At 64.1% G+C, this 23740-nt stretch carries 26 protein-coding genes; 9 read left to right on the forward strand and 17 right to left on the reverse strand.

Annotation, left to right across the window (positions count from 1 at the left end; translation table 11 throughout):
• Positions 1–154: 154 nt before the first annotated feature.
• Positions 155–826: a cyclic nucleotide-binding domain-containing protein gene (locus tag GWG65_RS03180; RefSeq protein ID WP_275193887.1), complete on the forward strand. Its 672-nt coding sequence runs from the start codon at positions 155–157 to the stop codon at positions 824–826.
• 29 nt (positions 827–855) lie between these two features.
• Positions 856–1731: a DUF6537 domain-containing protein gene (locus GWG65_RS03185; protein ID WP_275193888.1), complete on the forward strand. Its 876-nt coding sequence runs from the start codon at positions 856–858 to the stop codon at positions 1729–1731.
• Positions 1732–1735: 4 nt separating this feature from the next.
• Here the strand turns inward: GWG65_RS03185 and GWG65_RS03190 are convergent, their stop codons facing one another.
• Together GWG65_RS03190 and GWG65_RS03195 are read right to left on the reverse strand one after the other, a co-directional pair.
• A complete protein-coding gene (locus tag GWG65_RS03190) occupies positions 1736–1954 on the reverse strand; it encodes a hypothetical protein (protein WP_275193889.1) in 219 nt (72 codons plus the stop codon).
• A gap of 120 nt (positions 1955–2074) precedes the next feature.
• The gene (locus GWG65_RS03195) at positions 2075–3505 is read right to left on the reverse strand and encodes a TAXI family TRAP transporter solute-binding subunit (protein ID WP_275193890.1); all 1431 of its coding nucleotides are present in this window, start codon (positions 3503–3505) and stop codon (positions 2075–2077) included.
• Positions 3506–3906: 401 nt separating this feature from the next.
• On the opposite strand from GWG65_RS03195, the gene GWG65_RS03200 reads away from it, so the two are divergent.
• Together GWG65_RS03200 and GWG65_RS03205 are read left to right on the forward strand one after the other, a co-directional pair.
• Positions 3907–4254 (forward strand): DUF3307 domain-containing protein, encoded by a 348-nt coding sequence (locus GWG65_RS03200; RefSeq protein ID WP_247383226.1) that lies wholly within the window; start codon positions 3907–3909, stop codon positions 4252–4254.
• Between the two features lie 297 nt (positions 4255–4551).
• Positions 4552–4950, forward strand: a complete 399-nt coding sequence (locus GWG65_RS03205) for a hypothetical protein (protein WP_275193891.1) — start codon at positions 4552–4554, stop codon at positions 4948–4950.
• 86 nt (positions 4951–5036) lie between these two features.
• Here GWG65_RS03205 and GWG65_RS03210 read toward each other — a convergent pair whose 3' ends face one another.
• Together GWG65_RS03210 and GWG65_RS03215 are read right to left on the reverse strand one after the other, a co-directional pair.
• On the reverse strand, positions 5037–5363 hold the full coding sequence (locus tag GWG65_RS03210) for a YkgJ family cysteine cluster protein (RefSeq protein WP_275193892.1): 327 nt from the start codon (positions 5361–5363) through the stop codon (positions 5037–5039).
• 2 nt (positions 5364–5365) lie between these two features.
• Positions 5366–6064 (reverse strand): YafY family protein, encoded by a 699-nt coding sequence (locus GWG65_RS03215; protein WP_275193893.1) that lies wholly within the window; start codon positions 6062–6064, stop codon positions 5366–5368.
• 112 nt (positions 6065–6176) lie between these two features.
• Here GWG65_RS03215 and GWG65_RS03220 point away from each other — a divergent pair, with 112 nt between their 5' ends.
• Together GWG65_RS03220 and GWG65_RS03225 are read left to right on the forward strand one after the other, a co-directional pair.
• On the forward strand, positions 6177–6452 hold the full coding sequence (locus GWG65_RS03220) for a hypothetical protein (RefSeq protein ID WP_275193894.1): 276 nt from the start codon (positions 6177–6179) through the stop codon (positions 6450–6452).
• Positions 6453–6488: 36 nt separating this feature from the next.
• Complete coding sequence (locus tag GWG65_RS03225; RefSeq protein WP_275193895.1) at positions 6489–7217, forward strand: glutathione S-transferase family protein; 729 nt, start codon at positions 6489–6491, stop codon at positions 7215–7217.
• Between the two features lie 201 nt (positions 7218–7418).
• Here the strand turns inward: GWG65_RS03225 and GWG65_RS03230 are convergent, their stop codons facing one another.
• The 10 genes from GWG65_RS03230 to GWG65_RS03275 all read right to left on the reverse strand — a co-directional run bounded on the left by GWG65_RS03230 (position 7419) and on the right by GWG65_RS03275 (position 17174).
• Positions 7419–8570, reverse strand: a complete 1152-nt coding sequence (locus GWG65_RS03230; protein WP_275193896.1) for an ABC transporter substrate-binding protein — start codon at positions 8568–8570, stop codon at positions 7419–7421.
• A 78-nt stretch (positions 8571–8648) separates the two neighbouring features.
• A complete protein-coding gene (locus tag GWG65_RS03235) occupies positions 8649–9080 on the reverse strand; it encodes a thioesterase family protein (protein WP_275193897.1) in 432 nt (143 codons plus the stop codon).
• A gap of 24 nt (positions 9081–9104) precedes the next feature.
• Positions 9105–9866 (reverse strand): SDR family NAD(P)-dependent oxidoreductase, encoded by a 762-nt coding sequence (locus tag GWG65_RS03240; RefSeq protein WP_275193898.1) that lies wholly within the window; start codon positions 9864–9866, stop codon positions 9105–9107.
• 25 nt (positions 9867–9891) lie between these two features.
• Positions 9892–11775, reverse strand: a complete 1884-nt coding sequence (locus GWG65_RS03245; protein WP_275193899.1) for a feruloyl-CoA synthase — start codon at positions 11773–11775, stop codon at positions 9892–9894.
• On the reverse strand, positions 11772–12581 hold the full coding sequence (locus GWG65_RS03250; RefSeq protein ID WP_275193900.1) for a crotonase/enoyl-CoA hydratase family protein: 810 nt from the start codon (positions 12579–12581) through the stop codon (positions 11772–11774). The genes GWG65_RS03245 and GWG65_RS03250 overlap by 4 nt, the downstream gene beginning before the upstream one ends.
• Positions 12582–12709: 128 nt before the next feature.
• Positions 12710–13390, reverse strand: a complete 681-nt coding sequence (locus GWG65_RS03255; RefSeq protein WP_275193901.1) for a DUF2270 domain-containing protein — start codon at positions 13388–13390, stop codon at positions 12710–12712.
• Between the two features lie 68 nt (positions 13391–13458).
• The gene (locus GWG65_RS03260; RefSeq protein ID WP_275193902.1) at positions 13459–13917 is read right to left on the reverse strand and encodes a DUF3237 domain-containing protein; all 459 of its coding nucleotides are present in this window, start codon (positions 13915–13917) and stop codon (positions 13459–13461) included.
• A 209-nt stretch (positions 13918–14126) separates the two neighbouring features.
• Positions 14127–15446 carry a TRAP transporter permease gene (locus GWG65_RS03265; protein ID WP_275193904.1) on the reverse strand — a complete coding sequence of 440 codons (1320 nt, stop codon included), beginning with the start codon at positions 15444–15446 and terminating at the stop codon, positions 14127–14129.
• A 2-nt stretch (positions 15447–15448) separates the two neighbouring features.
• The gene (locus GWG65_RS03270) at positions 15449–15958 is read right to left on the reverse strand and encodes a TRAP transporter small permease (protein ID WP_148745047.1); all 510 of its coding nucleotides are present in this window, start codon (positions 15956–15958) and stop codon (positions 15449–15451) included.
• A gap of 199 nt (positions 15959–16157) precedes the next feature.
• A complete protein-coding gene (locus GWG65_RS03275) occupies positions 16158–17174 on the reverse strand; it encodes a TRAP transporter substrate-binding protein (RefSeq protein WP_275193905.1) in 1017 nt (338 codons plus the stop codon).
• A gap of 264 nt (positions 17175–17438) precedes the next feature.
• On the opposite strand from GWG65_RS03275, the gene pobA reads away from it, so the two are divergent.
• Both pobA and GWG65_RS03285 read left to right on the forward strand, forming a co-directional pair.
• Positions 17439–18608 (forward strand): 4-hydroxybenzoate 3-monooxygenase, encoded by a 1170-nt coding sequence (gene pobA, locus GWG65_RS03280; RefSeq protein ID WP_275193906.1) that lies wholly within the window; start codon positions 17439–17441, stop codon positions 18606–18608.
• 234 nt (positions 18609–18842) lie between these two features.
• Positions 18843–19262, forward strand: a complete 420-nt coding sequence (locus GWG65_RS03285) for a PaaI family thioesterase (RefSeq protein WP_275193908.1) — start codon at positions 18843–18845, stop codon at positions 19260–19262.
• A 139-nt stretch (positions 19263–19401) separates the two neighbouring features.
• Here GWG65_RS03285 and GWG65_RS03290 read toward each other — a convergent pair whose 3' ends face one another.
• On the reverse strand, positions 19402–20283 hold the full coding sequence (locus GWG65_RS03290; protein ID WP_275193909.1) for a LysR family transcriptional regulator: 882 nt from the start codon (positions 20281–20283) through the stop codon (positions 19402–19404).
• 119 nt (positions 20284–20402) lie between these two features.
• Between GWG65_RS03290 and GWG65_RS03295 the strand changes: the two genes are divergently transcribed.
• Positions 20403–21026, forward strand: coding sequence for a pyridoxamine 5'-phosphate oxidase family protein (locus GWG65_RS03295; protein WP_275193910.1), 624 nt, complete (start codon positions 20403–20405; stop codon positions 21024–21026).
• 213 nt (positions 21027–21239) lie between these two features.
• Here GWG65_RS03295 and GWG65_RS03300 read toward each other — a convergent pair whose 3' ends face one another.
• Entirely contained in the window at positions 21240–21971 is a 732-nt protein-coding gene (locus GWG65_RS03300; RefSeq protein WP_275193911.1) for an ABC transporter ATP-binding protein, read from the reverse strand.
• Entirely contained in the window at positions 21968–23737 is a 1770-nt protein-coding gene (locus GWG65_RS03305; RefSeq protein ID WP_275193912.1) for a branched-chain amino acid ABC transporter ATP-binding protein/permease, read from the reverse strand. The genes GWG65_RS03300 and GWG65_RS03305 overlap by 4 nt, the downstream gene beginning before the upstream one ends.
• Positions 23738–23740 lie beyond the last annotated feature (3 nt).

Below are 23740 nucleotides of genomic sequence, written 5' to 3' on the forward strand. Positions count from 1 at the left end.
GTGCCGGATCGCCATGAGGGGGCGGAATCCGCGCATCCAATGAGCCAAATCACAGACAAACCGCGCGGTTTCCCCATATATGGGATGCGCGGCCGCGATGTCGGGCCCTCTCGCCCCGGCGAGCCCGCTCCATTCATTCAAGGTTGTTGGCCCGATGGATACGTCACATATCGCAGAGCACGCAGGAACCGCCGGCGCCCTGTTCGCCTCGGTGTTCGTGGTAGCCACCACGACCATGCGGACGATGATCCCGCTGCGCGTGTTCGGCATTCTCACCAATCTCGTCCTGATCGCGACCGCCATCCCCGCGCATAATTATCTGGTGATTGGCGTGCAGACCGTGGTGCTCGCGCTCAACGGCTATCGCCTGCATCAGATGCTCCAGCTCGTGCGCGACGTCCGCAAGTCGGTCAATTCCGACCTCTCGATGGACTGGCTGAAGCCGTTCATGATCGAGCGCAAATGCAAGGCCGGCGAGGTGCTGTTCTACAAGGACGAGAAGGCCGAAGACATGGCCTATATCGTCAGCGGCCGCTTCCGCCTCGTCGAATCCGGCATCGAGCTGCCGATCGGCGCCATCGTTGGCGAGCTCGGCATGCTGTCGCCGTCGAATACCCGTACCCAGACGCTCGAATGCATCGAGCCCGGAATCGTCCTCAGCGTCGGCTATAACAAGGTCGAGGAGCTCTACGTGCAGAACCCCGCCTTCGGCTTCTACTTCCTGCGGCTTGCAAGCGCCCGCCTGTTCCAGAACCTCAACACGCTGGAGCAGCGGCTGGCTCAACAGGCCGCGGCGATGGCGATGACGGCATCGAAGCCTGCTTGAAGCATCGCATTTCTCGAGGGAATGATCGCGTGTCGAACGACGACGGCATCCTGGCTTCGCTGCGCTACCTCTTCGAGGACATCATCGGAGAAGAGGACGACACGCCGGCATTCCTGCCCGAGGGGCTGCCCGAAGCCGCGGCGCCCGCCGTCAGCGACGGCATTCATCTGCTCACCGAATATCAGGGCACGAGCTATGCCCAGCTGTACGCCGACCGGGTCTGCCGTTTCGTCGGCCGCCTCGGTGACGACGGGCGCGCGCTGTGCGACATCGCACGCCTGATGGCGATGCGGATGGCCTATGAGGATCCGATCCGGATCGCGCAGCTGAAGCTGATGGAGCTTGCCGATGGCAAGCCGCCATCGGTCGAGGTCAGGAAGTTCCGCTTCGACGAGTTGATCGGCGCGCTGCCGGCGATTGCCGGCGAGCCGGTGCTCGACGCGCTCGACATGATCGGATGGCGCCACCGGCGGATCTCGATCCGTTTCTCGAACGCGAGCTGGATCGGGATCCGGCGTCTGAAGCTCGAGGCCGCGCTCAAACGCTGGCGGTTGTTCTCGATCCGTTACGCCGAGGAGCGGGCCTGGGTCGAACGCTGGCTGCACATGATCTCGCGCGCGCTGGTCAAGCAGCCGCAGGCCGTACCGGCGATCATCGACAGCGCCAACATGATCACCGGCCACGGTGATCCCTACCGCCACGGGCTGGCCGACTGGCACGCCATCATCGACGGCCTGGCGAAGCCGACCTTCGATGGTGCGCTGCCGCTAGGCGACCTCGCCGGCGCGATGGCCGAGGCGCGCGCCGCGGCCGAGCCGGACCGCCAGCAGGTGGCGCTGAAGCATGCCATTGCCAGGATCAGGACACGGGCGCTCGGTGGGGTGGTTGTGGCGGCGGCGGGCTGAACCGTCACTTGAAATGTGGCGGCTCGTCGTAGCCGCGGCGGCTGCTGAAGAACAACAGCACCATCAGCCCGACGCCGACGATCACGGAGAACCCTGCGCCGAGCGCCAAAGCCAAATACCCTTGCGTCGGAATCGGCTCGCCCTCGACCGTCATGGCCGAATAGGCGAAGTAACCGACCGCAACCAGCATTCCCGCGAGGACGATAAGAAGGAGCATCCGCATGGTGCGTTCTCCGGTTGTGCCGCGACCCAACGGTTGCAAGTCAGGGCGGTTCCCGACTTCCGGCCGGCGATCCCACCAGAAAGGCCCGCTGGCCCGGGCCCAAGCTCTGCAGACGATAGGTCAGGCACTCTGAGCGGTCTTCACCACCACGACGTTGCTGTCGTCGTGCGAGGGAGACGCGGCCTTTTCGGCCTCGCCGGCGTGGCGTTTGAGGTAGTCGCGGCGCATGCCAATCTCGTCGCGGACGAACTCGTAGCCGAGCTTGAAGGTGTCGAGCCCGTCGGTACTGATCGTGCCGTCGCGCAAGCCGATGACGGCGCCGCGCAAGATGCCTTCGAGCTCGTCCTGGAGACATTCGAGCTGATCCAGCGAATGGGCGTGCTCGATGCGCTCGCCGATGTCGAGGATGGCGGTGGCGAGCTCGCTGGCCTTCTCCGGCGCGATCCTGGTAATCTTGGCGTAGATTGCGGCGAAGATCGAGCCGATGACGCTGAGCGCGGCCGCGCCCAGATACATCAGGTCGCTGTATTTATCCATGAACGACTTGGTGTCGTCGTTGATGTAGTCGGCGGCTCCCTGATGCGCCATTACATAGGCGTCCTTCTCGACCGAGGCCGGCTCGATCCTGGTGGCAAAGCCGCTGTCGAGCCCGAGCTCGGACTTGTTCTCGTAGACGGTGCGCGCGAGCTCTCCGGCCGTTGTCAGGGACATCTTGGATTGCGCGACCAGGAGCCATTCGAGCCCGATCGTGTCGAGATCGTCGTCGGGGATCTCAGGTGATGCGGACAGCGTGCCCGCCGTCAGCGTCTCGGCGGAAATGCCGGGGAATTTGCGTGCCAGTGCCTTGGCTTCGTCGATGGCATTCAGCGTGAAGCCGCCGCGCCTGGCGACCTGTTCATAGGCCTTGTCCCGCACCGCTCTGGAGGCGTGGACGATGCCGACCACCGCGCCAAAGCCGCTCGACGGCGCAAACAGCTTGTCGAGCGTTGCGCCCTGCGGCGCCATCTGGATCTTTGTGGCATCGGGCCCGTCAGGAATGTCGAGGATGCTGCGCACGAAGGCGAGCGAGGATTCGTTCTCGGCGAGGACCGCGACTTTCTTCTTCTTCAGCTCGGCAAGCGATTTGATCTTCTTGTTGCCGGGACCGAGCAGGAGCACGAGATCGTGCTCCAGGATCGCCAGCGTGCGCGCCCGCGGCGGCACCTTGGCATCCGTGCGCAGGATGGCGAGATCGGCCTGCTTGCGGTCGAACTGGGCGACCGCCTTGGCATTGTCAGGGTTGTTGACGACCTTGATTCGGAATCGCGAGGCGTTGTTCTTCAAGACGGTCGCGAGCTTGGCCGCGAACAGCGCTTCATCGCTGTTGGGAGCGCCGACAGCAAAGGTCAGTGTCTCTGAACTATGCACCAGCGTGCGGCCGGCCCAGACGGTGGCAAGCGACAGCAGCAGGGTCAGCACAACGTATAGCAAGACTTGTTGCTGATTGGTCTTGATGACCTTGGGGCGCCGCGACGGCTGCTCGGTCGATAATGTCGGGCCTTCAGTACTCATGGCAGCACCCTGCCCTTAATCCTGGATGGCGGGCGCCGCCGGTTTGCCGGTCCATGCGCTCGAATAATTCGTAAGAGTCTGAAAAAAGGACGATAATCCTCTACCTGGAGATGATAGCGCGCCGGGGAGGGAATGCAAATTTCGAGCCGAGGGTAACCTTACTTGACGCGCCGCGGCGATTGGTCGTCCTATCACCGTTTAGCCACAGTTGGCGATTTTCCGGTTCCCCCGGCTGCATTCCGCCGCGGGAGATGTCATAAATCACAGGTCCCGGCGATTTGACCGGTCCAAGAAGAAGTTGCGCTGAACGCTCCAATTTTTCTTGTCACGTCAATGAGGGCGTCAGCTTGTCGTTTCCACCCCTGTCATCGGCGATTCCCGTTGAAGCGCTCATTGGCTGGATGTTGCTGCTCAGCTTCAAGCACATCATCGCCGATTTCGTGCTGCAAACTGCCTGGATGGCGCACGGCAAGGACCAGAAGCACGGCTGGGCCCTGCCGCTTCTCGTGCACTGCCTGATTCACTTTGCCGTTGCGCTGCCGCTGATCCTGATCGTCGCGCCGAGATTCTGGTTCGTGGCGGTGATCGATTTCGTGATTCACATCACGATCGACCGGGCCAAGGGTCTGGTCTCGGCCAATTTCGGCGTCAACCAGGAGCATCCCTGGTTCTGGACCCTGATCGGCGTCGACCAGGCGCTGCACCATCTCACCGGGTTCGGCCTCTCCATTTTCATGGCTGCGAACTGATCGCCGCGCTTGGCTGCGTGCTCGGCCTCGTGGTTTTCGCGGCGATGCGAAGCATCGTCCGCTAGACGCGCCGAACGGCGCTCCTCACCATGAGGGTCGACAATCTCACAGCGAGAAGACCTCATCCTGAGGGCCCGCCGTAGGCGGGGCGTCTCGAAGGATAGGCCACGGCAAAAGCGCCAGCCCGAGCCCTCTGATTCGCGGCCAGGGCGCAAGGTCCCCGGATGACTACCGGGCGGCGTGGTTAACCTTTCATTAGAGAATTGCGCTGCATCCTCGGCATCGAGGAGAACTGCAATGTTTTCAAGCCGCGACGCCTATGAAAGCGATTTCTGCCCGGTCCGCGACGAACTCCTTGGCGAGATGTATCGCGCCAATGAAGGCGGCCTGCCGAGGCTGGTTGAGACCGTTGCCCCTGATGTCCGCGCCATGCTGGCGCTGTTTTGCTATCGCCGCAGCCATCTGCACTCGCTGGCCGTCGCGATCGCCGCAAGCTGCACTGAGCGTGATCTGATCGAGAGCGGCGGCCGCGTCGGCTCGACGCTCTACGCGCTGTCGCGCGGGGGCGCGGCGAAATCGGCGCCATCGCTGTCGGGGGGCCGCAAGCCGATCACGCTGTCGACCAAGCCGCTCTCGGTGCTTGCACCGCTCGAGGACGAGTTCGACGATGAGATCGCGGAAGCCGTTCCGGCTTAAAGCGCGATCGAACGCGCTTGGGATATTTGTCGGCGCATGATCATGATCTTGCCGGAAAGCCGCTGCACGCTTTTCCGGATCATGCGCTAGCCAACCGCCTCGATGACCGGCAGCCCGAATTTCCGCCGCGCCATCGCGCATTCGGCATCGCCAGGCATGCAGGTGCGGCACACCTCCGGCCGCACGGCGTAGACGCCGCAGGCGGTCGATTTTCCGATCTCTCCCTGTAACGCCGAACAACGGTCACCATCGCAACGCATGCCCGATTGGCGTTCGTTGACGAACTTTTCCGGGATCGCCGCAAGCTCCTCGTCGCTCTCGATCGAGAAGCGCGGCCAGTTGGCCGAATAGCCGCAGCAGGCGCCGCAACTCTGACAGCAGCTCGAAAGATCGATGGTGGGTGTCTCGTCCATTGTCACGTATCCTTCGGCGGGCCCCAGACCAGGCTCTGCCGCCATTTCGCGCGCAGCACGTCGCGCCGCTCCGGATACCTTTCGTCGAGGTAGGTCGCATCCACCACGCGGTCCGTGCGGAAGCTGCGAAAATCGCTGCGCAGCTCGCACCAGGCCGCAAGCAGGCGGACCGCTTCGAGATAGCCGACCGAAATCGGCCAGATCATGCGCTCGCTCGGGCGGCCCTGCTCGTCACGATAGCGCAGCATGATCTTCTTGCCTTCGTGGATCTGGGTGCGCGTACGTGCCATGTCCAGGCGATCCGGCTCCCTGTTCCAGCTCGGCCGCGCGCGGCTCGCGGGCTCTAGCACGAAGGGACGCAGGCGCTCAGGCACGGTGTCGGCGATCTTGGCCATCAGGTCTTCGGCGGCACGCGCCAGCGCGGAATCGGCATGGCCCGCGACCCATTGCGCGCCCAACACTGCCGCCTCGATCTCGTCCGGCGTCAGCATCAAAGGCGGCAGGTCAAAACCCTTTTCCAGGATGTAGCCCATGCCGGCTTCGCCGCGGATCGGCACGCGCTGGCCGATCAGCGTTGCGATGTCGCGATAGATGGTGCGCTTCGAGGTCTCGAGCTCGGCGGCGATCGCATCCGCCGTCAGCGGTTTGCGAGTGCGCCTCAGCACCTGGATGATCTGAAACAGCCGGTCGGCGCGTCTCATGACAAATCTCTTTGCGATGGCGAATTAAGAAACGGCGCGTGGATGCTGACAGGATGTTGGCAGCAGGGGAGTTCTATACCGGGACAACGCTTCGACTGAAGAGGATTTGTCCATGATCATTCCCACCCATTTCGTAGCGGTCGGTCCGCTGTGGCGGGCCCAGGCTTCGCTGCACGCCTGGGCGTTCGGCCGCCTCGTGTCGCTCGATCTCATGGCCGTTGACCTCCGCTTTGCGCTCCTGAGCGTGGTGACGCGCTCGCTAGCGCAGGCGGCGGACGCGCTGGTCCGCCATGTCGTTCGTCATGTCATGGGCCGCGCCTGGCGAGGGGCCCGCTTCGCAGAGGATATCACGGCTGCTGCCACCATGGTGGCAGCAGCCGGCCGATAGGTTCCATTGGCTCTGTCGCGGTTCAGGAGAACTCAGATGATCACGCTTTATGGCTTTGGCACCGGTTTCGGCCTGCCGGAAATCAGCCCCTTCGTCACCAAGACGGAGGTGCAGCTCAAGATGGCGGGACTGCCGTACCGGAAGGAGCGGGCGATGCCGCCGGCCTCGCCCAAGGGACAATTGCCCTTCATCGACGATGGCGGCGAGGCGGTGGCCGATTCCACCTTCATCCGTGCCCATATCGAGCGCCGCTACGGCTTCGACTTCGACGCCGGGCTGACGCTTGCCGAGCGTGCGCAGGCCTGGGCGTTCGAGCGCATGATCGAGAGCCACGTCTATTGGGCGCTGGTCGGCGCACGCTGGGTAGATCCGGTCAACTTCGCCAAGGGACCCGCGCATTTCTTCGACGGTGCGCCGGAGCATAATCGCGAAAAACTACGCGAGGATGCGCAATTCCGTGTCGCCGAGAACTACCTGCTCTCCGGCCTCGGCCGCCACGCGCCTGATGACGACGTCGATCTCGCCCTGCGCTCGCTGTTCGCGCTCTCGGTGCAGCTCGGCGACAAGGCTTATCTGATGGGCAGCAAGCCAAGCGGCGTGGATGCGACCGCGTTCGGCGCACTTGCCGGAATTTTGACGCCGTTCTTCGAATCGCGCCTGCGCGAGCGCGCCGAAGGGTTTCCGAACCTCACTGCCTATGTCGACCGCATGATGGACACGTATTATCCCGAGTTCGCCTGGACGCCGCTGCGGCAGGCAGCTTAGCCGGTCGCGCGCATCCGCACCGTCATGGCCGGGCTCGTCCCGGCCATCCACGCGCTGCCACGCGGGACGAAGAACGTGGATGCCCGGGACAAGCCCGGGCATGACGCCTTGTTGTGATCGCGGCAGCTCAACGACAGACGCACAAGGCAAAAGAGCCGGCCCATTGGGCCGGCTCTCGTCGTCTCAAAGCTCCCGAGACGCCTACTTCACCAGCGTGTACTTGCCGTTCTTCACCGTGAGCAGGATGCGCGAACGGTCGTCGAGGCCGTAGCGGTCCTTTTCGGTGAAGTTGTAGACGCCCTGGCTCGCCGCCAGTTCCTTCTCCGACAGCAGCGCCTGACGAATCGCCTCGCGAAACTCCGGGGTCCCGGGCTTTGCCGTCTTCAGCGCCGCCGGAATGATGCGCTTCAGGATCTCGAACGCATCGTAGGAATGGCCGGCGAACTGGCTGCGGCTGTTCGGACCGTATTTGGCTTCATAGGCCGTGTTGAGCGCAAGGCCCGGCTTCTTGGTCGCGGCCTCGTCTGGCTGGTCCTCGGGGTCCATCACCGGACCGGAAGCCATCAGCACGCCTTCCGCCGCCTTGCCGGCGATGCGGATGAAATCCATGCTGGCGGCACCATGGGTCTGGTAGATCAGGCCCTGATAGCCGCGCTCGCGCAGCTCGGTCTGCGGCAGTGCTGCCGCGGTGCCGGAGGCGCCGATCAGGATGGCGTCGGGATTGGCGGCGACCAGCTTCAGCACCTGTCCGGTGACCGAGGTGTCGGGGCGCGCAAAGCGCTCTTCGTCGACGACGGTGATGCCCATCGGCACTGCCTGGGCCTTCAGGTCATTGAACCAGAGGTCGCCGTAGGAGTCGGAATAGCCGATGTAACCGAGGGTCTTCACGCCCTTGGCCTTCATGTGTTCGTACAGCACCTTGCCCACGATCGGGATCGGCTGCGGCATTGCCACCGACCACTTCATGCGCTCCGGCGTGATCGGGAACGGCGCAAGGCCGAAATGCGGAATGCCGGCTTCGTTGGCGACGTTGGAGACCGCGATCGTCGGCGGCGTCAGCGCCGAACCCATGATGATGTCGGCCTTGGATTCCGTGACGAAGCGGCGGGCATTGGTGGTCGCGGTGGTGGGATCGCCGCCGTCGTCGAGCACGATCACCTTCAGCGGCACGCCGCCGATCTCTTTCGGCACGAATTCCAGCGCGTTGCGCTCGGGAATGCCGAGCGCGGCACCGGGACCGGTCGTGGTGGTGGTGATGCCGATGGTGATTTCATTGGTCTGGGTCAGCGCGGGCAGCGCCGGCAGCGCAAGCGTGGCCGTAGCGATCGCGGCGGTCAGGTAAAAGCGTCTCATTTATTCCTCCCTTTGCGTGCTTCTTTGAAAGCAGAAATCGGGGGGTAATTCAGCCCCCTCTTTTGGTGATGCGGCGATTTAGCTCCGGACCTGGCTCCCCGTGAATTTGGCTACCATTTCCGCCGGGAACGGTGCCGATTTCAGCTTGTCGGGGTTAACGGGATCGCGTCCGACCAGGACGCGGGTCTCAAATCCCTCGATCGCCAGCGCTTCGCCCTTGTAGACGTTGTGCTTCACCTCGAAGCTCGAGCGCTTGATGCTCTCGATCTTCGTTTCGATGGTGATCCAGTCGCCATACGTCGAGGGAATGTAGAACTTGGCCCGCGTGTCGACCATGGGAATGCCGACCAGGCCGTATTTGTGGACCAGGTCCTGCTTCGAGAATCCGGCGGTCTCGAACAGGACCGAGGTCGAGTCGTCGAACATCGCGAAATAGCGCGGGAAATAGACGATGTTGGCGGGATCGCAATCGCCCCACTGAATCTGTACGTCGCGCCGGTTCACGAACATGCGTCGCGCCCTACTTCATTGACCTCACTTCGGCGCCATGCGCAGCGAGCCGTCGAGCCGCACCACTTCGCCGTTGAGGTAGGAATTCTCGACCATGTGCAGCGCGAGCGCCGCGAACTCGTCGGCATGGCCGAGCCGGCGCGGGAAGGGGATCGCGGCGGCGAGCGAGTCCTGGGCTTCCTGCGGCAAATTGGCGAGCAAGGGGGTGAGGAACAGGCCGGGTGCGATCGTCAGCACGCGGACGCCGAACTGCGCGAGCTCGCGCGCGATCGGCAGCGTCATGCCGACGATGCCGCCCTTGGAGGCCGAATAGGCCGACTGACCGATCTGGCCGTCATAGGCGGCAACGGAAGCCGTGTTGATGATGACGCCGCGCTCGCCGGTCGCCTGCGGCTCCAGCTTGGACATCTCGGTTGCGGCGAGGCGCAGCATGTTGAAGGTGCCGATCAGATTGACCTTGATCACCTTGTCGAAATCCGCAAGCGCCATCGGCCCGTCGCGGCCGACCACGCGTTTTGCCACGCCGATGCCGGCGCAGTTGACCAGCACCCGCGCCGGACCGTGGGCCTTCGTGGCCGCCGCAATGGCGGCTTCGGCGGAGGCGGCATCGGAGACGTCGCAGGTCACGGCCACGCCCTTGATCTCGGCGGCAACGCTCTCCGCGAGCTTGGCATTGAGATCGCAGACCGCGACCCTGGCGCCCTGCGCCGCCAGCTTGCGCGCAGTCGCCGCGCCCAGTCCCGATGCGCCGCCGGTGACGATGACTGCCTGATCCTTCAACAACATGGCGTTCTCCTGTCGCGGTGTTTGTTTAGCCGACCGATATCACACGGTCCGATGGATTGGCAGCATAGAGCTCCTCGATCAGCAGGCTGCGATGCTCAAGCACCGCGCGCTGGTTGATCGAGCCCTTGTCGGTGACCTCGCCCTTGTCGATCGACAGCGGCGTTTCCAAGAGGATCGCGCGGGTGATCCGGGTCGAGGAGCCGGTGGCGGAACCGAGGAAGGCGGTCAGGCGCTCGCGGAAGGCTTCGCGCACAAGGCGGTCGCGCGCGGTCACGGTGAGGTTGTCCGCCGGCAGCGTCGGGTTGACCAGCCGGCAGCCGTCGAGATCGAGCACCACCAGTGCGGAGACCTCGTCGCGATTGATGCCGGCGATGACGACGTCGCGCACCAGCGGCGCGCAGGCGGCGACGAAACGGGCACGCAGTGGGCCGACGCTGACCCAGGTGCCGCTCGCGAGCTTGAAATCCTCGCCGATGCGGCCATCGAAATCGAAGCCGGCATTGAAATCATCGGGATCGACGGGCTTGAGCGCATCGCCGAGCTTGTAAAAACCTTCCTCGTCGAACGACTTTGCGGTGATGTCGGGCTGGCGCCAATAGCCGGGCATCACGTTCGGCCCCTTGCAACGCACCTCGAGCTTGCCGTTGTTCGGCACGAGCTTGGCGTCGTTGCCTGACACCGGAAGTCCGACATGGCCGGAGCGGCTGGTGCGCGGATTGACCGACATGAAGAACGGCGCGGTCTCGGTGGCGCCAAGGCCGGTCAGCATCGGCACCCGATAGCCCTTCTCCTTGACCGCGAGCTCGTCGAGGCTGTTCCAGACGAAGGGCGAGAGTGCGGCGCCCGAGAAGAACATCGCGTGCAGGCGGTCGAAGAACTTTGCGCGCAGGCCCTGGTCGTCGCGCAAATAGGGCAGCAGCGTCTCGTAGCCCTTGGGCACGTTGAAATAGACCGTCGGCGAAATCTCCTGGAGATTGCGCACGGTCTCCTCGATGCCGCCGGGCACCGGCTTGCCGGCGTCGAGATACATCGAGCCGCCATTGTAGAGCGTCAGCCCGATATTGTGATTGCCGCCAAAGGTGTGATTCCAGGGCAGCCAGTCGATGATGACCGGCGGCTCGTCCTTCAGGAAGGCGAGCGTCTCGCGCAGCATCACCTGGTTGGCGCAGATCATGCGCTGGGTGTTGATGACGGCCTTGGGATTGCCGGTCGAGCCTGATGTCAGCAGGAATTTTGCGATCGTGTCCGGACCGATTTTCCCGTGCACTGCGTCGAGATCGCTGCGGACCGGCGTTGCCATGAGGTCGGCGAGCATCGTGACGTCGCGCCCCGGCACTGTGCCGTAGGATGCGGCGATCTCGGTGCCGAGCGAGACGTTGGCGGACAGCGCATCGGCGAACTTGCCGGCGTCCTCGGCGAAGACGAGGCCGGGCGTCAGCAGCTTCATCAGGTAAGAGAGTTTTCCGTAGTCCTTCGACACCAGCGAATAGGCCGGCGACACCGGGCAGAAGGGAATGCCGGCATAGAACGCGCCGAAGGCAAGCAGCGCATGGTCGATCGAGTTGCCGGAGAGGATCACCACCGGCCGCTCCGCCGACAGGCCGCGCTGGATCAGCGCCGAGGCGATGTGCCGGCTCGCGGTCAGCAACTCGGCATAGCTGATCTTGCGCCAGCCGCGGCCGCCCTCGCGCTCCGCCATGAAGACGCGGTCGGGCGTGGTTTTCGCCCAATGGTGCAGGCGGTCGGTGATGCGAAGAGGATAGTCGCCGAGCGGCTGCTTCGGCCGCAGAAAAATCGTGCCGTCCGCGCGCCGCTCGATATCGACGACGGGATCGCCGAACGAGATCGGCCGCAGCGGGAAATTGCTCACGCCGCGCTCCGTGCTGGAAGAGGACGGCTGGGTGCTCATGACTTCGGCTTTACCTTGGCGGTCTTGTGCTCGAGGAACTCGCGGATCCTGCGTTTTGCCTCTTTGTCGCTCTGCGCCACCGTCGCCATCAGCGATTCCATCAAGAGGCCGGTCTGCGGATTGGCCTCCGCAATCATCGGCAGCGCCTGGATCACGGCGAAATTTGTCAGCGGCGCGTTGGAGGCGACCTTGGTCGCAAGCTCCAGCGCCTTGCCGAGCCCGTTGCCGGCTTCCGTGACATATTGCGCGAAGCCGTAAGAGGCGCCCTCGGTCGCGGAATAGACCCGCCCGGTCAGCATCATGTCCATCATTCTCGCCACGCCGATCAGCCGCGGCAGCCGCACCGAGCCGCCGCCGCCGACGAAGATGCCGCGCTGGCCCTCGGGCAGCGCAAAGTAGGTCGAGGGCTCGGCGACGCGTATGTGCGCCGCGCAGGCCAGCTCCAGCCCGCCGCCGATCACCGCGCCCTTGAGCGCGGCGATCACGGGCACGCGGCTGTACTGGATGCGGTCGAACACCCGGTGCCACATCTGCGAATGCAGCAGCCCGCCGGTGGCGTCATGGTCCTGGAGCTCGGACAAATCGAGGCCGGAGGAGAAGTGATCGCCGATGCCGTGGATCACGACCGCGCCGATATCCTCGGGCAGGGACGCAAAGCACTCGCCGATTTCCAGGATGATGCCGTCATTCAGCGCATTGCGCTTTGCGGGGCGGTTCAGACCCACGGTCAAAACCCTGTCCGCCCGCTCGATCCTGAGCAGCCCTGAGGCCCCCGCATTTGCGGTCTCGGCGTTTCCCTGTGTCATTTGCGTCCTTGTCAGAATAGTTATGTTGTATAACGAATTTGGGAGGAGTCAAGGAGGGGGTTCGATGAGCCCTTTCGAGCCCCTAAAGGACACCGCCAGACACACACTCCGGCTGTAGCTCACTGTTGCTAGCCCATCGCCACCAGGTCGCCCTTGGCGCCGTGCTCGCGTTGGTCGAGCCACATCGTACCGAGAGCGAATGCCAGCCAGCCGAAATCGTAGGCAAAGCCCATTATCAGAACGACCCAGCCGGGAATCGGTCCGACGGCGGCGCGATCGATATATTCCATCAAGGTCACCGCAGGCGTCGGATGGATTGCAATCTTGCCGTAATAGGCGGCGGTCTGGATGGCCAGAATCCAAACGTAGTTGCGACGCAACCGACGCCCCGCAGCGCGGAAAAACGAAATGTGATGGCGGGGCGCGGTGTAATCGCGCGCGAGAGTCGCCTTCCAGCTATCGTCGTGCGCCTCACCGGTAAAAATCGGTGCGTAGAAATTCTTCTCCAGCCAACGGGCTCGGGCGCGCCAGACATTGAAATAGCGATAACGCCGTGCCTCCATACCGAGGAAGACGGCAAGGAGCAGTCCGACGAGCACGAGTGGCAGAGGCGAAGCCTCCGGGCTCGAAAAGGTCGTCGACAGTGCGATGCCCATCGTGACGATCGCCCAATTGGTCGTGTTGTCGAGCCGCGTTCGCCAAATCGTCGAGCGATAGACTTCGCCCCGGTAGAGATGAGCGATGGCGCCCATTTCGGCGGAATCGAAGGTGTGTTGAGGGCTTGATTCGCTGGAAGTCAAAAGGGACATGGTGGGACTCCCGTTGTCTGAACCCTTTAATCATATCCTGATCCAGGGCCGCCCTCACCATGCCAGATTCAAATCACCTGGTGCACATCGATCACCACGCGGTCCGCATGCCGTGCGGCTGAGGCGACGAAGATGTGCTGCATCAGCCAGCGATAGCTTTGATGTCCGGTCTCGAACTTGGGGATAGTGCGGAAATAGATCAGCTTCGGATCGACCGGCTCTCCGCGCTTGAGCTTCTGCAGCAGCTCCACAGGACCGAAGCGCATGCCCTTGTTTTCGACATAAACGGTCGCGCCGTCGTTGGTCTCGAAGGCGTATCTGGCTTCGAGATCGATCAGCTCGTTGGGGCGGATGGTCTGGAAATCGGCGCCGAACGGCAGCACCTTGCCGGAGATCGCACCCGCCACCTCGCCGCCGGCGATCGGAATGATGCGGCGAACACCGACGCCGGTCTCGCCGGCGGTGACGACGTCGCCGATTTTCGCGGTGATGGTGAAGACATATTTGGTTTCGAGCATGGGGGCCATCAGTCACCTCCAATGTGAGAAGACAAACAGGTGCTGCTTTCCCTTCTCCCCTTGTGGGAGAAGGTGGCGCGAAGCGCCGGATGAGGGGGCTCTCTCCACCAGCGAGCTTGCGGAGAGAGACCCCTCACCCGCCGAGCTTCGCTCGGCACCCTCTCCCACAAGGGGAGAGGGGAAGGGAACTCGCCTGAACGAAATAAGCAAGGAGTCTCTCAATGCGCCATCATGCGCGTCGGCAGCCACGTCGCCAGCAATGGAAACGCGATCAGGATCACGAGGCGCACCAGATCCGTCGCCACGAACGGGATCACGCCCTTGAAGATGGTGGAGAAGGACACGTCCTTCACCACGCTCTTGATGACAAAGACGTTCATGCCGACCGGCGGATGGATCAGGCCGAGCTCGACGGTCATGACGATGATGACGCCGAACCAGATCGGGTCGAAACCGAGATGCATGATAACGGGGAAGATGATCGGCACGGTGAGGATGATCATCGCCATGGCGTCCATCAGGCAGCCGAGCACGAGATACATCACCATGATCAGCGCCAGCACGCCGTAGGGGCCGAGGCCGAGACCGGTCAGGAATTCCGTGACCTTCTGCGGGGTCTGCGTCACCGTGAGGAAATAGCCGAAGATCAAGGCGCCGATCAGCACGGTGAACACGGCGGCCGCGGTGCGCGTCGCCTGCAGCAGTGAAGCCAGGATCTTCTCGCGGTCGAGCCGTCCGGTCAGCACGCCGATGATGAAGGCGCCGGCGGCACCGACACCGCCGGCTTCGGTCGGCGTGAAGCGCGGCAGGAACGGCAGGCCGTAGAGGCCGCCGATCACGAACACGAACAGCAGCACCGGCGCCCAGATGTCCTTCAATCCGGCAAAGCGCTCGCGCCACGGCAGCAACTTGCCCTTGGGCAGGAAGTCGGGACGAAAATAGCCGATCAGGAAGATCGTGATCATGTACATGGTCATCGCCAGCAGGCCCGGAATGATGCCGGCGATGAACAGCTTGCCGATGTCCTGCTCGGTGATGATGCCGTAGACCGCGAGCACGGTGGAGGGCGGCAGCATCGCGCCCAGCGTGCCGCCGGCCGCGATCACGCCGGTGGCAAAGGATTGTGGATAGCCGAAGCGGCGCATCTCGGGATAGGCGACTGCGGAAAAGGTCGCGGCGGTCGCGACCGAAGAGCCGCAGATCGCGGCAAAGCCGCCGCAGGCGCCGACGGTGGCAATGCCAAGCCCGCCGCGCAAATGCCCGACAAAGCCGTTGGCGGCGCGGAACAGCTCGCGGCTCATGCCGGAATTGCTTACGAAGGAGCCCATCAGCAGGAACATCGGGATGACGCCGAAGGTGTAGTCCGTGACCGTGCGCATCGAGGTCTGGCCGACCAGCTTTAGCGCCGGCGTGGCGCCGACGAGATAGCTGAAGCCGGAGACGCCGACGAGCCCCATCGCCATGCCGACGGGCACGCGCAGCAGCATCAGCGCGAACAGGGAAACGAAGCCGAGAACGGCGACGGCATCGGTGCTCATGTTTACTCCGTCGCCTTCAGCTTGGGGTCGTGCATTTCTTCGGGGTGGAAGATCAGCCGGTAAGTGCGGATCGCGATCAAAAGCACGGCGGAGACGTCGCCGATCCAGGCGATCGCGAAGAACGGCCAGGTCGGCATGTGCATGTCAAAAGTCTGGACGTTGTCGTTGTAGGTGCCGCGCACCTTGTCGAACAGGGTCCAGGTCTGCACGGAGACGACGAACAGCAGCACCAGCGTTGCGAACACGTCGATCCAGCGCTGGTAGCGCGGCCCGACATTGGCCCAGACGAGGTCAACGGTGATGTGGGTGCCGCGATAGGAGGTCGCGGCGATGCCCCAGAAAATGAGGATGCCGAGCAACATGCGGCCGATGTCGAAGCTGTCCGGAATCGAATAGTTCAGCGTGTTGCGCAGCAGCACCGACAGGAAGATGTCGAGCGCGACAATGCCGACAAAGCCGGCCGCGATCCATTCGATCGAGTCGATAACGCGATCCATCCAGCCGCGCTTCATGGAGAAAGAGTCCTTCCGACGAGTTCGAGATGTGCCCGCGATCGGAGCTGCGCTCCCTCTCCCGCTTGCGGGAGAGGGCTGGGGTGAGGGTGGCCTCCAGAGGGACTCTCCAAGAGGAGAAAGCCCCCACCCGGCGCTTCGCGCCGACCTCCCCCCGCAACTGGGAGAGGTGCAGCGAGTGCGCGGTCGCAGCTTGGCGTCACTCCGCCAGCGCGTTGTACTTCTTCAGCGATGCCTTCAAATCCGCGAGCGCGGCATCCGGATCGGCGCCGGCCTTCTTGGCGCCGTTGGACCAGGTCTTGACCAGCGGCTCGGCGGCCTTCTTCCAGGCGGCGGTCTGCTCGCCCGTCAACTTGTAGACCACATGATCGGACTCGGCCTTCACCTTGTCGATGCCGGCGTCCTCGAACTTGCCCCAGTGTTCGCCGACCACACCCGCCATCTCGGTCGAGCAGTTCTTGTCGATCGCGGCCTTCTGCTTGTCGGACATCGCATTGTACTTGTCCTTGTTGATCACGAACACGAAGGTCGTGGTGTAGAGCGGCGCCTCCATGTCGTACTTGGTGACCTTGTCGATGCCGAACAGCACCAGCGAGCCCCACGGGAAGGTGACGCCGTCGGCAACGCCGCGCTCGATGATGTCACGCACTTCAGGCGCGGACGACTGCACATTGGTGCCGCCGAGCGAAGTGACGAAATTCGCCATGGTGGCGTGGGCCGGGCGGATCTTCAGGCCCTTCACGTCCTCCGGCGTCACGATCTTCTTGGTCCGGGAGTGGAAGGACGAGGGCGAATGGACGAAGGCGAGGCAATATTTGACGTCCTTCATCTCCTTCTCGGCATACTTCCGATACCAGGCGTCCAGCCCCATCGAGCCGCCCTTGGCGTCCGAGATCAGGAATGGCAGCTCGCCGGCGCCGACGATCGGGAAGCGGCCGGGCTGATAGCCGGGATTGACATAGGTGACGTCGGCGATGCCGTCGCGCGCCATGTCGTAATGATCAAAAGCCTTGCCGAGCTGCTGGGCCGGGAACACCTTGCCCTTGATGGTGCCGCCGGAATCCTTCTCCACCGCGGCCGCCCAGTCTTCCAGCGACTTTTGCAGCGGATGCGAGGCCGGCACCCAATGCGAGATCTTCAGGTCGAAGGTCTTGTCCTGCGCGAACGCAGGCGCCATGCATGTTGCCAGAAGCAACGCCAGACACGCTGTCCTCATCGGTCGTCTCTCCCTGTTTTCGACGGCGGGCTTCGATGGCCCGGTCTCTTTAATTAACATGTTATCTAATTGGCCGGCGCGTTCAAGCCGGAACTGGCGCGCGCCTCGCCAGGTCATCTACGTCAGCCATGTTGCATGGATTTGTCGCTGCCGGCGACGAGCCGTCCCCTTTTTGCCCAACCGTTATATGATATAATTATCCCGCGCGGAGCAACGCGACAAGCGAGCCGCAACGAAAGCCTACAGGATCGGAAGGAGCAAGTATTGCGGACAAAAGTCGCAATCATCGGGGCAGGGCCGGCCGGATTGTTGCTTGGGCAACTGCTGCACGCCTACGGTATCGACAATGTCATTCTGGAGCGTCAGAGCCCCGACTATGTGCTGGGACGCATCCGCGCGGGCCTGCTGGAGGAGGGAACTGTGGCGCTGCTCGACCAGGTCGGGGCGGGCGCACGGGCGCATGGCGAAGGCCTGGTGCATGAGGGCATCGAGCTTGCCTTTTCCGGCCGCCGTCACCGCATCGACATGAAGGCCGCGACCGGCAAGACGGTCATGATCTACGGCCAGACCGAGGTTACGCTCGATCTGATGAACGCGCGCAAGGCGGCCCGCCTCACCACGGTCTACGAGTCGAGGGACGTGCAGCCGCATGACTTCGACGGAAGTCACCCGCGCGTAACCTGGGTCAAGGACGGCGTCACCCACGAGATCGATTGCGACTTCATCGCCGGCTGCGACGGCTTTCACGGCGTCAGCCGCGCCAGCGTTCCGCCCTCGGCGATCGAGGAGTTCGAGCGGATCTATCCGTTCGGCTGGCTCGGCATCCTGTCCGAGACGCCGCCGGTCGGCCACGAACTGATCTACTCCAACCACGCCCGCGGCTTTGCGCTCTGCACCATGCGTTCAATGAAGCGCAGCCGCTATTATGTGCAGTGTTCGCTCGACGACCATGTCGACCAGTGGCCGGACGACCGGTTCTGGGATGAATTGAAGCGCCGGCTCGACCAGAAGGCGGCCGACAGCCTCGTCACCGGCCCATCGATCGAGAAGAGTATCGCACCCTTGCGCAGCTTCGTCGCCGAACCGATGCGCTTCGGCAAGATGTTTCTTTGCGGCGACGCCGCCCACATCGTGCCGCCGACGGGGGCCAAGGGGCTGAACTTGGCGGCCTCCGACGCGCACTATCTCTCGGACGCCTTGCGCGAGTTCTACGACGAGAAGTCGAGCGCCGGGATCGACGCCTATTCCGCCAAGGCGCTGGCACGGGTCTGGAAGGCGGTGCGCTTCTCCTGGTGGATGACCTCGATGCTGCACAAATTCCCCGACACCGGCACCATCGGCGCGCGCATCCAGCTCGCCGAGCTCGACTACGTCACGCAATCGCAGGCGGCGATGACGTCGCTGTCGGAGAATTATGTGGGGCTGCCGTTCTGACCACAGGTGTCATGCCCCGCGTAGGCGGGGCATCCAGTATTCCAGAGGCGGCGCGTGGATACGGAGACGCTGCGGCGTACTGGATGCCCCGCCTTCGCGGGGCATGACAGTCTTTGTGAGGTAACGGCGGAGGTCGTTTCAAACACCCCCGCAAATGCCGTTTAAAACTTTGTAGGCGGTGAAACCGTCATCCACATCGCGTTCAATGGCGGCAACCAACGATGTGAGACAGATATGACCAGCACCGACATTCCCGCCGGCTTCGAGCCGCATTTCCGTAAAGCGCCGCTCACCGATCCCTGGGAGCCGCTCTACTCGAAGAAAACCGACAACGCCGTGATCATCGGGCTGCGTCTGGCGAAACCGCACACCAATGCGCGCGGGCTGATCCATGGCGGACTGATCGCCGCGCTGGCCGACGCCGCCATGGGCTATAGCTGCGCGCAGGCGACGGGCTGGACAACGTCGTTCGTGACGATCTCGCTGTCCATCGACTATGTCGGCGCTGCCGAGATCGGCCAATGGCTCGCGGTTGCAGGCGAGGCCATCAAGACCGGTAGCACGATCTGCTTCGCGCAGTGCCTGGTCAGGGCCGACGATACCCTGATCGCGCGCGCCAGCGGCACGTTCCGCGTGGTGCCGAAGAAGGGGTGATCGGTCTCGTGCCCCGGACGCAGCGCAGCGCTCTTCAGCGGTGCGCTGCAGAGCCGGGGCCCATCCATCCGGAGCCCGCTCTCTTGGCTTTCTGGTCCCGGCTCTGCGCCGCTCCGCGGCACGTCCGGGAAACGAGACGTCACCCAAACTTCCAGTCCGCCGTCTCCACCACGAGATCGATGAACGCGCGCACCTTGGCCGAGAGCAGGCGCGAGGTCGGGTAGACGATGTGGATCGGCAGCGCCGGCTGCTCGTACTTCGCCAGCACGATTTTCAGCCGCCCGCGCTTCAGCCCCTCGGCGGCCTGATAGGCCAGCACCCGCGTCACGCCGCCGCCGGCCTCGGCATATTGCAGCGCTGCGTCGGCGCTGTTGCTGATGAACCGGGGAGAGGGCGTCACCTCGATGTCGCGGCCGTCGACCAGGAAGCGCCAGTTGGTCGGCCCGAACTGGATGGTCTGGTGCTCCAGCAATGCCTGCGGCGTCCTCGGTTCAGCGTGACGCTTCAGATAGCCGGGCGCGGCCACGACGATCCGCCGCATCTGGCCGACCTGGCGGGCCACCAGCGAGGAATCGGCGAGATGGCCGATCCGCACTGCGGCATCGACGGCGTCTTCCACCAGGTTGACGAGGTGGTCCGACAGCCGCAATTCGCAGGCAACCTCCGGATAGCGCTTGAGATAGGCGGTCATGACCGGCCCGATATGGAGCCGGCCGAAGCCGACCGGGGCCGACACCACGAGGCGCCCGCTCGGCCGGTTGCGTTCGTCCCGGGCCGAGCCGTCGGCCTCCTCGACATCGGCGAGGATGCGCCGCGCGCGTTCCAGATAACGCGTGCCGACGTCGGTCAGGGTCACTTGCCGCGTGGTCCGCTGCAACAGCCGCGCGCCGAGATGCTCTTCGAGCGCCGCGATCAGCCGCGTCACCGCCGAGGGCGACAGCCGCAGCTTGCGCGCCGCCGGCGCAAAGCCGCGCAGGTCGGCCACGGTGACGAAGACATGCATGGCTTCGAGGCGGTCCATGGCATCATTGCATATATTGCAATGATGAAGTGTCAAGCGGGCTGATTGCTCTGGCCGCCGGGCGGTCCATTTTAAGCTCCGAGAGACGCAGGAAGGCGCGGATTTCAGGAGGTGTTCCGATGACGGGTGCAGCGCATACTTACCCCAGCGACGTGGCCTTCACGCCGGCGGTGAAATCGATCCAGAACCGCAAGGGGTCGCGGCAGGCCTATGCCCGCGCCGAGCAGCATGGCTGGCGCACCGAGGTCGACGAAAACCTGGCCGCCTTCCTGGCCGATGCCAACAGCTTCTATTTCGCCACCGCCGCGGCGGACGGTCAGCCCTACATCCAGCATCGCGGCGGACCGAAGGGCTTCTTGAAGGTGCTGGACAAGCAGATGCTCGCCTTTGCCGACTATGCCGGCAACCAGCAATTCATCACCCAAGGCAATCTGTCGGAGAATCCCAAGGCCTACATCTACATCATGGACTACGCCCATCGCCGCCGGGTCAAGATCTGGGGCGAGGCGCGCGTGGTCGAGGACGACGACGCGCTGACGCAGTCCTTGATGCCGAAGGGCTACCGGGCAAGGCCCGAGCAGGCGATCGTGTTCAAGATCGCGGCCTGGGACACCAACTGCCCGCAGCATATCCCGCAGAAGTTCGACGCCGCGGATGTCGCAGCGGCGCTGGCGGCGAAGGATCAGCGGATCGCGGAATTGGAAGCGGAGATCGCGGCGTTGAAGGGGGAGAAGGCGTTGTGAGCCACTTCATCGTGTTCGACCTCACGCAAGCGGCGCGATTTCCCTCTCCCCTTGTGGGAGAGGGTGGCTCGCCGCGCAGCGGCGAGACGGGTGAGGGGTCTTTCTCCGCGAGCGAGGCTCTCGCGATCAAAGTCGTGGAGAGATACCCCTCATCCGGCGCTTCGCGCCACCTTCTCCCACAAGGGGAGAAAGGAAGCGGAGTGCGCGGCGAGATCACAACACGCTCGCGCCTTCGTGCTGGAAGCCGAGATAGCTGGCCGCGACCTGTTCGTTGGCGGCGATGTCGCTGGCCTTGCCGCTGAGCACGAACTCGCCGAGCTCCATCACATAGGCCTGGTCCGCGATCTTCAGCGCGGCCTGTGCGTTCTGTTCGACCAGCAGCACGGAGACGCCGCTGGCGCGCAGCTCGGTGACGATGCGGAAGATGTCGGCGACGATGATCGGCGCAAGGCCGAGGCTCGGCTCGTCCAGCATCAGCAGTTTCGGCGCGCCCATCAGCGCGCGGCCCATCGCGAGCATCTGCTGCTCGCCGCCGGACAGCGTGCCGGCAAGCTGCTTGCGCCGCTCCTTCAGCCGCGGAAACAGCGTGTAGACCCGCTCCATCGAGGCCTTGGCCTTGCTCTTCTCGATGCGGAAGGCCCCGAGCTCGAGATTGTCCTCGACGTTCATGGTCACGAACAATTCGCGGTGCTCCGGGACAAGCCCGAGCCCCATGGCGACGCGGTCCTCGATGTCGAGCCGCGCTAGGTCCTGCCCGGCAAAGCTCACGCGGCCCTTCAGCGGCAAAATGCCCATGATGGCGGAGAGCAGCGTGGTCTTGCCGGCACCGTTGGCACCGACGATGGTGACGATCTGGTTGGCACCGACCTCAAGCGAGACCGAACGGACCGCCTCGACCTTGCCATAGGCGACATGCGCGTCGGTGACGGACAACAGCGCGCTCATGCCGCCACTCCGAGATAGGCCTTGATCACTTCGGGATTGGTCTTGATCGTGGCGGGCGTGCCCTCCGCAATCTTGGTGCCGAAATCGAGCACCACGATGCGGTCGGCGAGGTTCATCACAAAACCCATGTCGTGCTCGACCAGCAGCACGCTCATGCCGCCGTCGCGCAAATCGCGCAGCAGCGTGGCGAGGCGCTGCTTCTCCATGTGGCGCAGGCCCGCGGCCGGCTCGTCGAGCAGCAGCAGCATCGGATCGACGCACAGCGCGCGCGCGATCTCGACGATGCGCTGTTGGCCGAGCGACAGGCTGCCTGCGAGCTGATGCATCTGCTCGCCGAGCCCGACCCGCTCGATCTGGCGCGCGGCTTCTGCAAGCAACTTGGCTTCATCGGCGCGGTCTAGTCGCAGCATCGAGGCGATCGGCCCGGAATGGCCGCGCAGATGCGCGCCGATCGCGACATTCTCCAGCACGGTCATGTCGGGTACCAGCTTGACGTGCTGGAAGGTGCGGGAGATGCCGAGCTTGACGATCTCCTGCGGCGGCGCGTTGTCGACCTTCTTGCCGAGCACCGAGATCGAGCCGGAGGTGGCCGACAGCACGCCGGTGATCAGGTTGAACGTCGTGCTCTTGCCGGCGCCGTTCGGCCCGATCAGCGCGACGATCTCGCGGGCCTGGACGTCGAAGGACACGCTATTCACCGCAATCACGCCGCCGAACTGCTTTCGCGCTTTCTCGACCTGGAGCAGGACGTTGGACTGGCTCTGTGCGCGGGTGCGCGCCTCGAGCTTGAGCGAGGTGTCCGGCTTTCTGCCACTGGTGCGCTCGGGCAGCAGCGACATCAGCCAGGGCCAGACGCCGCCGGGGGCGAGCTGGAGCAGCGCCACCAGCATGATGCCGAACACGATGGTCTCGACCTGGCCGGAACCGGGCAGGATCAGCGGCAGATAGCTTTGCAGCACCTCCTTCAGGACCACGACGATCACCGCGCCGAGCACGCCGCCCCAGACATAGCCGGCGCCGCCGACCACGGCGATGAAGAGATATTCGATGCCGGCCTGGGCGCCGAACGGCGTCGGGTTCACCGCGCGCTGGAGATGGGCGTAGAGCCAGCCGGACAGGCCGGCGAGCACCGCGGCATGGATGAACACCAGCATCTTGGCGCGCGGGGTCTGGACGCCGAACGCTTCGGCCGCGACGTGGCCGCGGCGGAGCGCACGAATGGCGCGGCCGGTGCGGGAGTCCAGCAGGTTCATGGTGAGCAGCGCCGAGAGGATCACGGCAACCCAGATTGCGTAATAGATCGAGCCGGGATTGAGCATCCTATACGAGCCGACCGACAGCGGCGGGATCGCCGAGATGCCGTCGTTGCGGCCCAGAAATTCCAGCTTGCTGAACAGGTAGAACAGCCCGAGCCCCCAGGCCAGGGTGCCGAGCGGCAAATAATGGCCGGAGAGGCGGACCGTGACCAGGCCGAGCAGCACCGCCAGCAATCCGCTGACGACGAGCGACAACGGCAGCGTCAGCCAGGGCGACAGGCCGTAGGTCGTCGACAGCACCGCGGTGGTGTAGGCGCCGAAGCCGACGAACGCCGCCTGCCCGAACGAAGTCAGGCCGCCGACGCCGGTCAGCAGCACGAGGCCCATGGCGACGAGGGCGGTGAGGCCGATATTGTCGAGCAGCACGATCCAGAACGGCGGCATGCCCGGCAGATGCGGGATCGCCGCCATCACGAGCGCGAAGATGAGGATGGGAAGCCGGCTCTGCATCTT

This window comes from Bradyrhizobium sp. CSA207 (assembly GCF_029051685.1).
Taxonomy (GTDB): domain Bacteria; phylum Pseudomonadota; class Alphaproteobacteria; order Rhizobiales; family Xanthobacteraceae; genus Bradyrhizobium.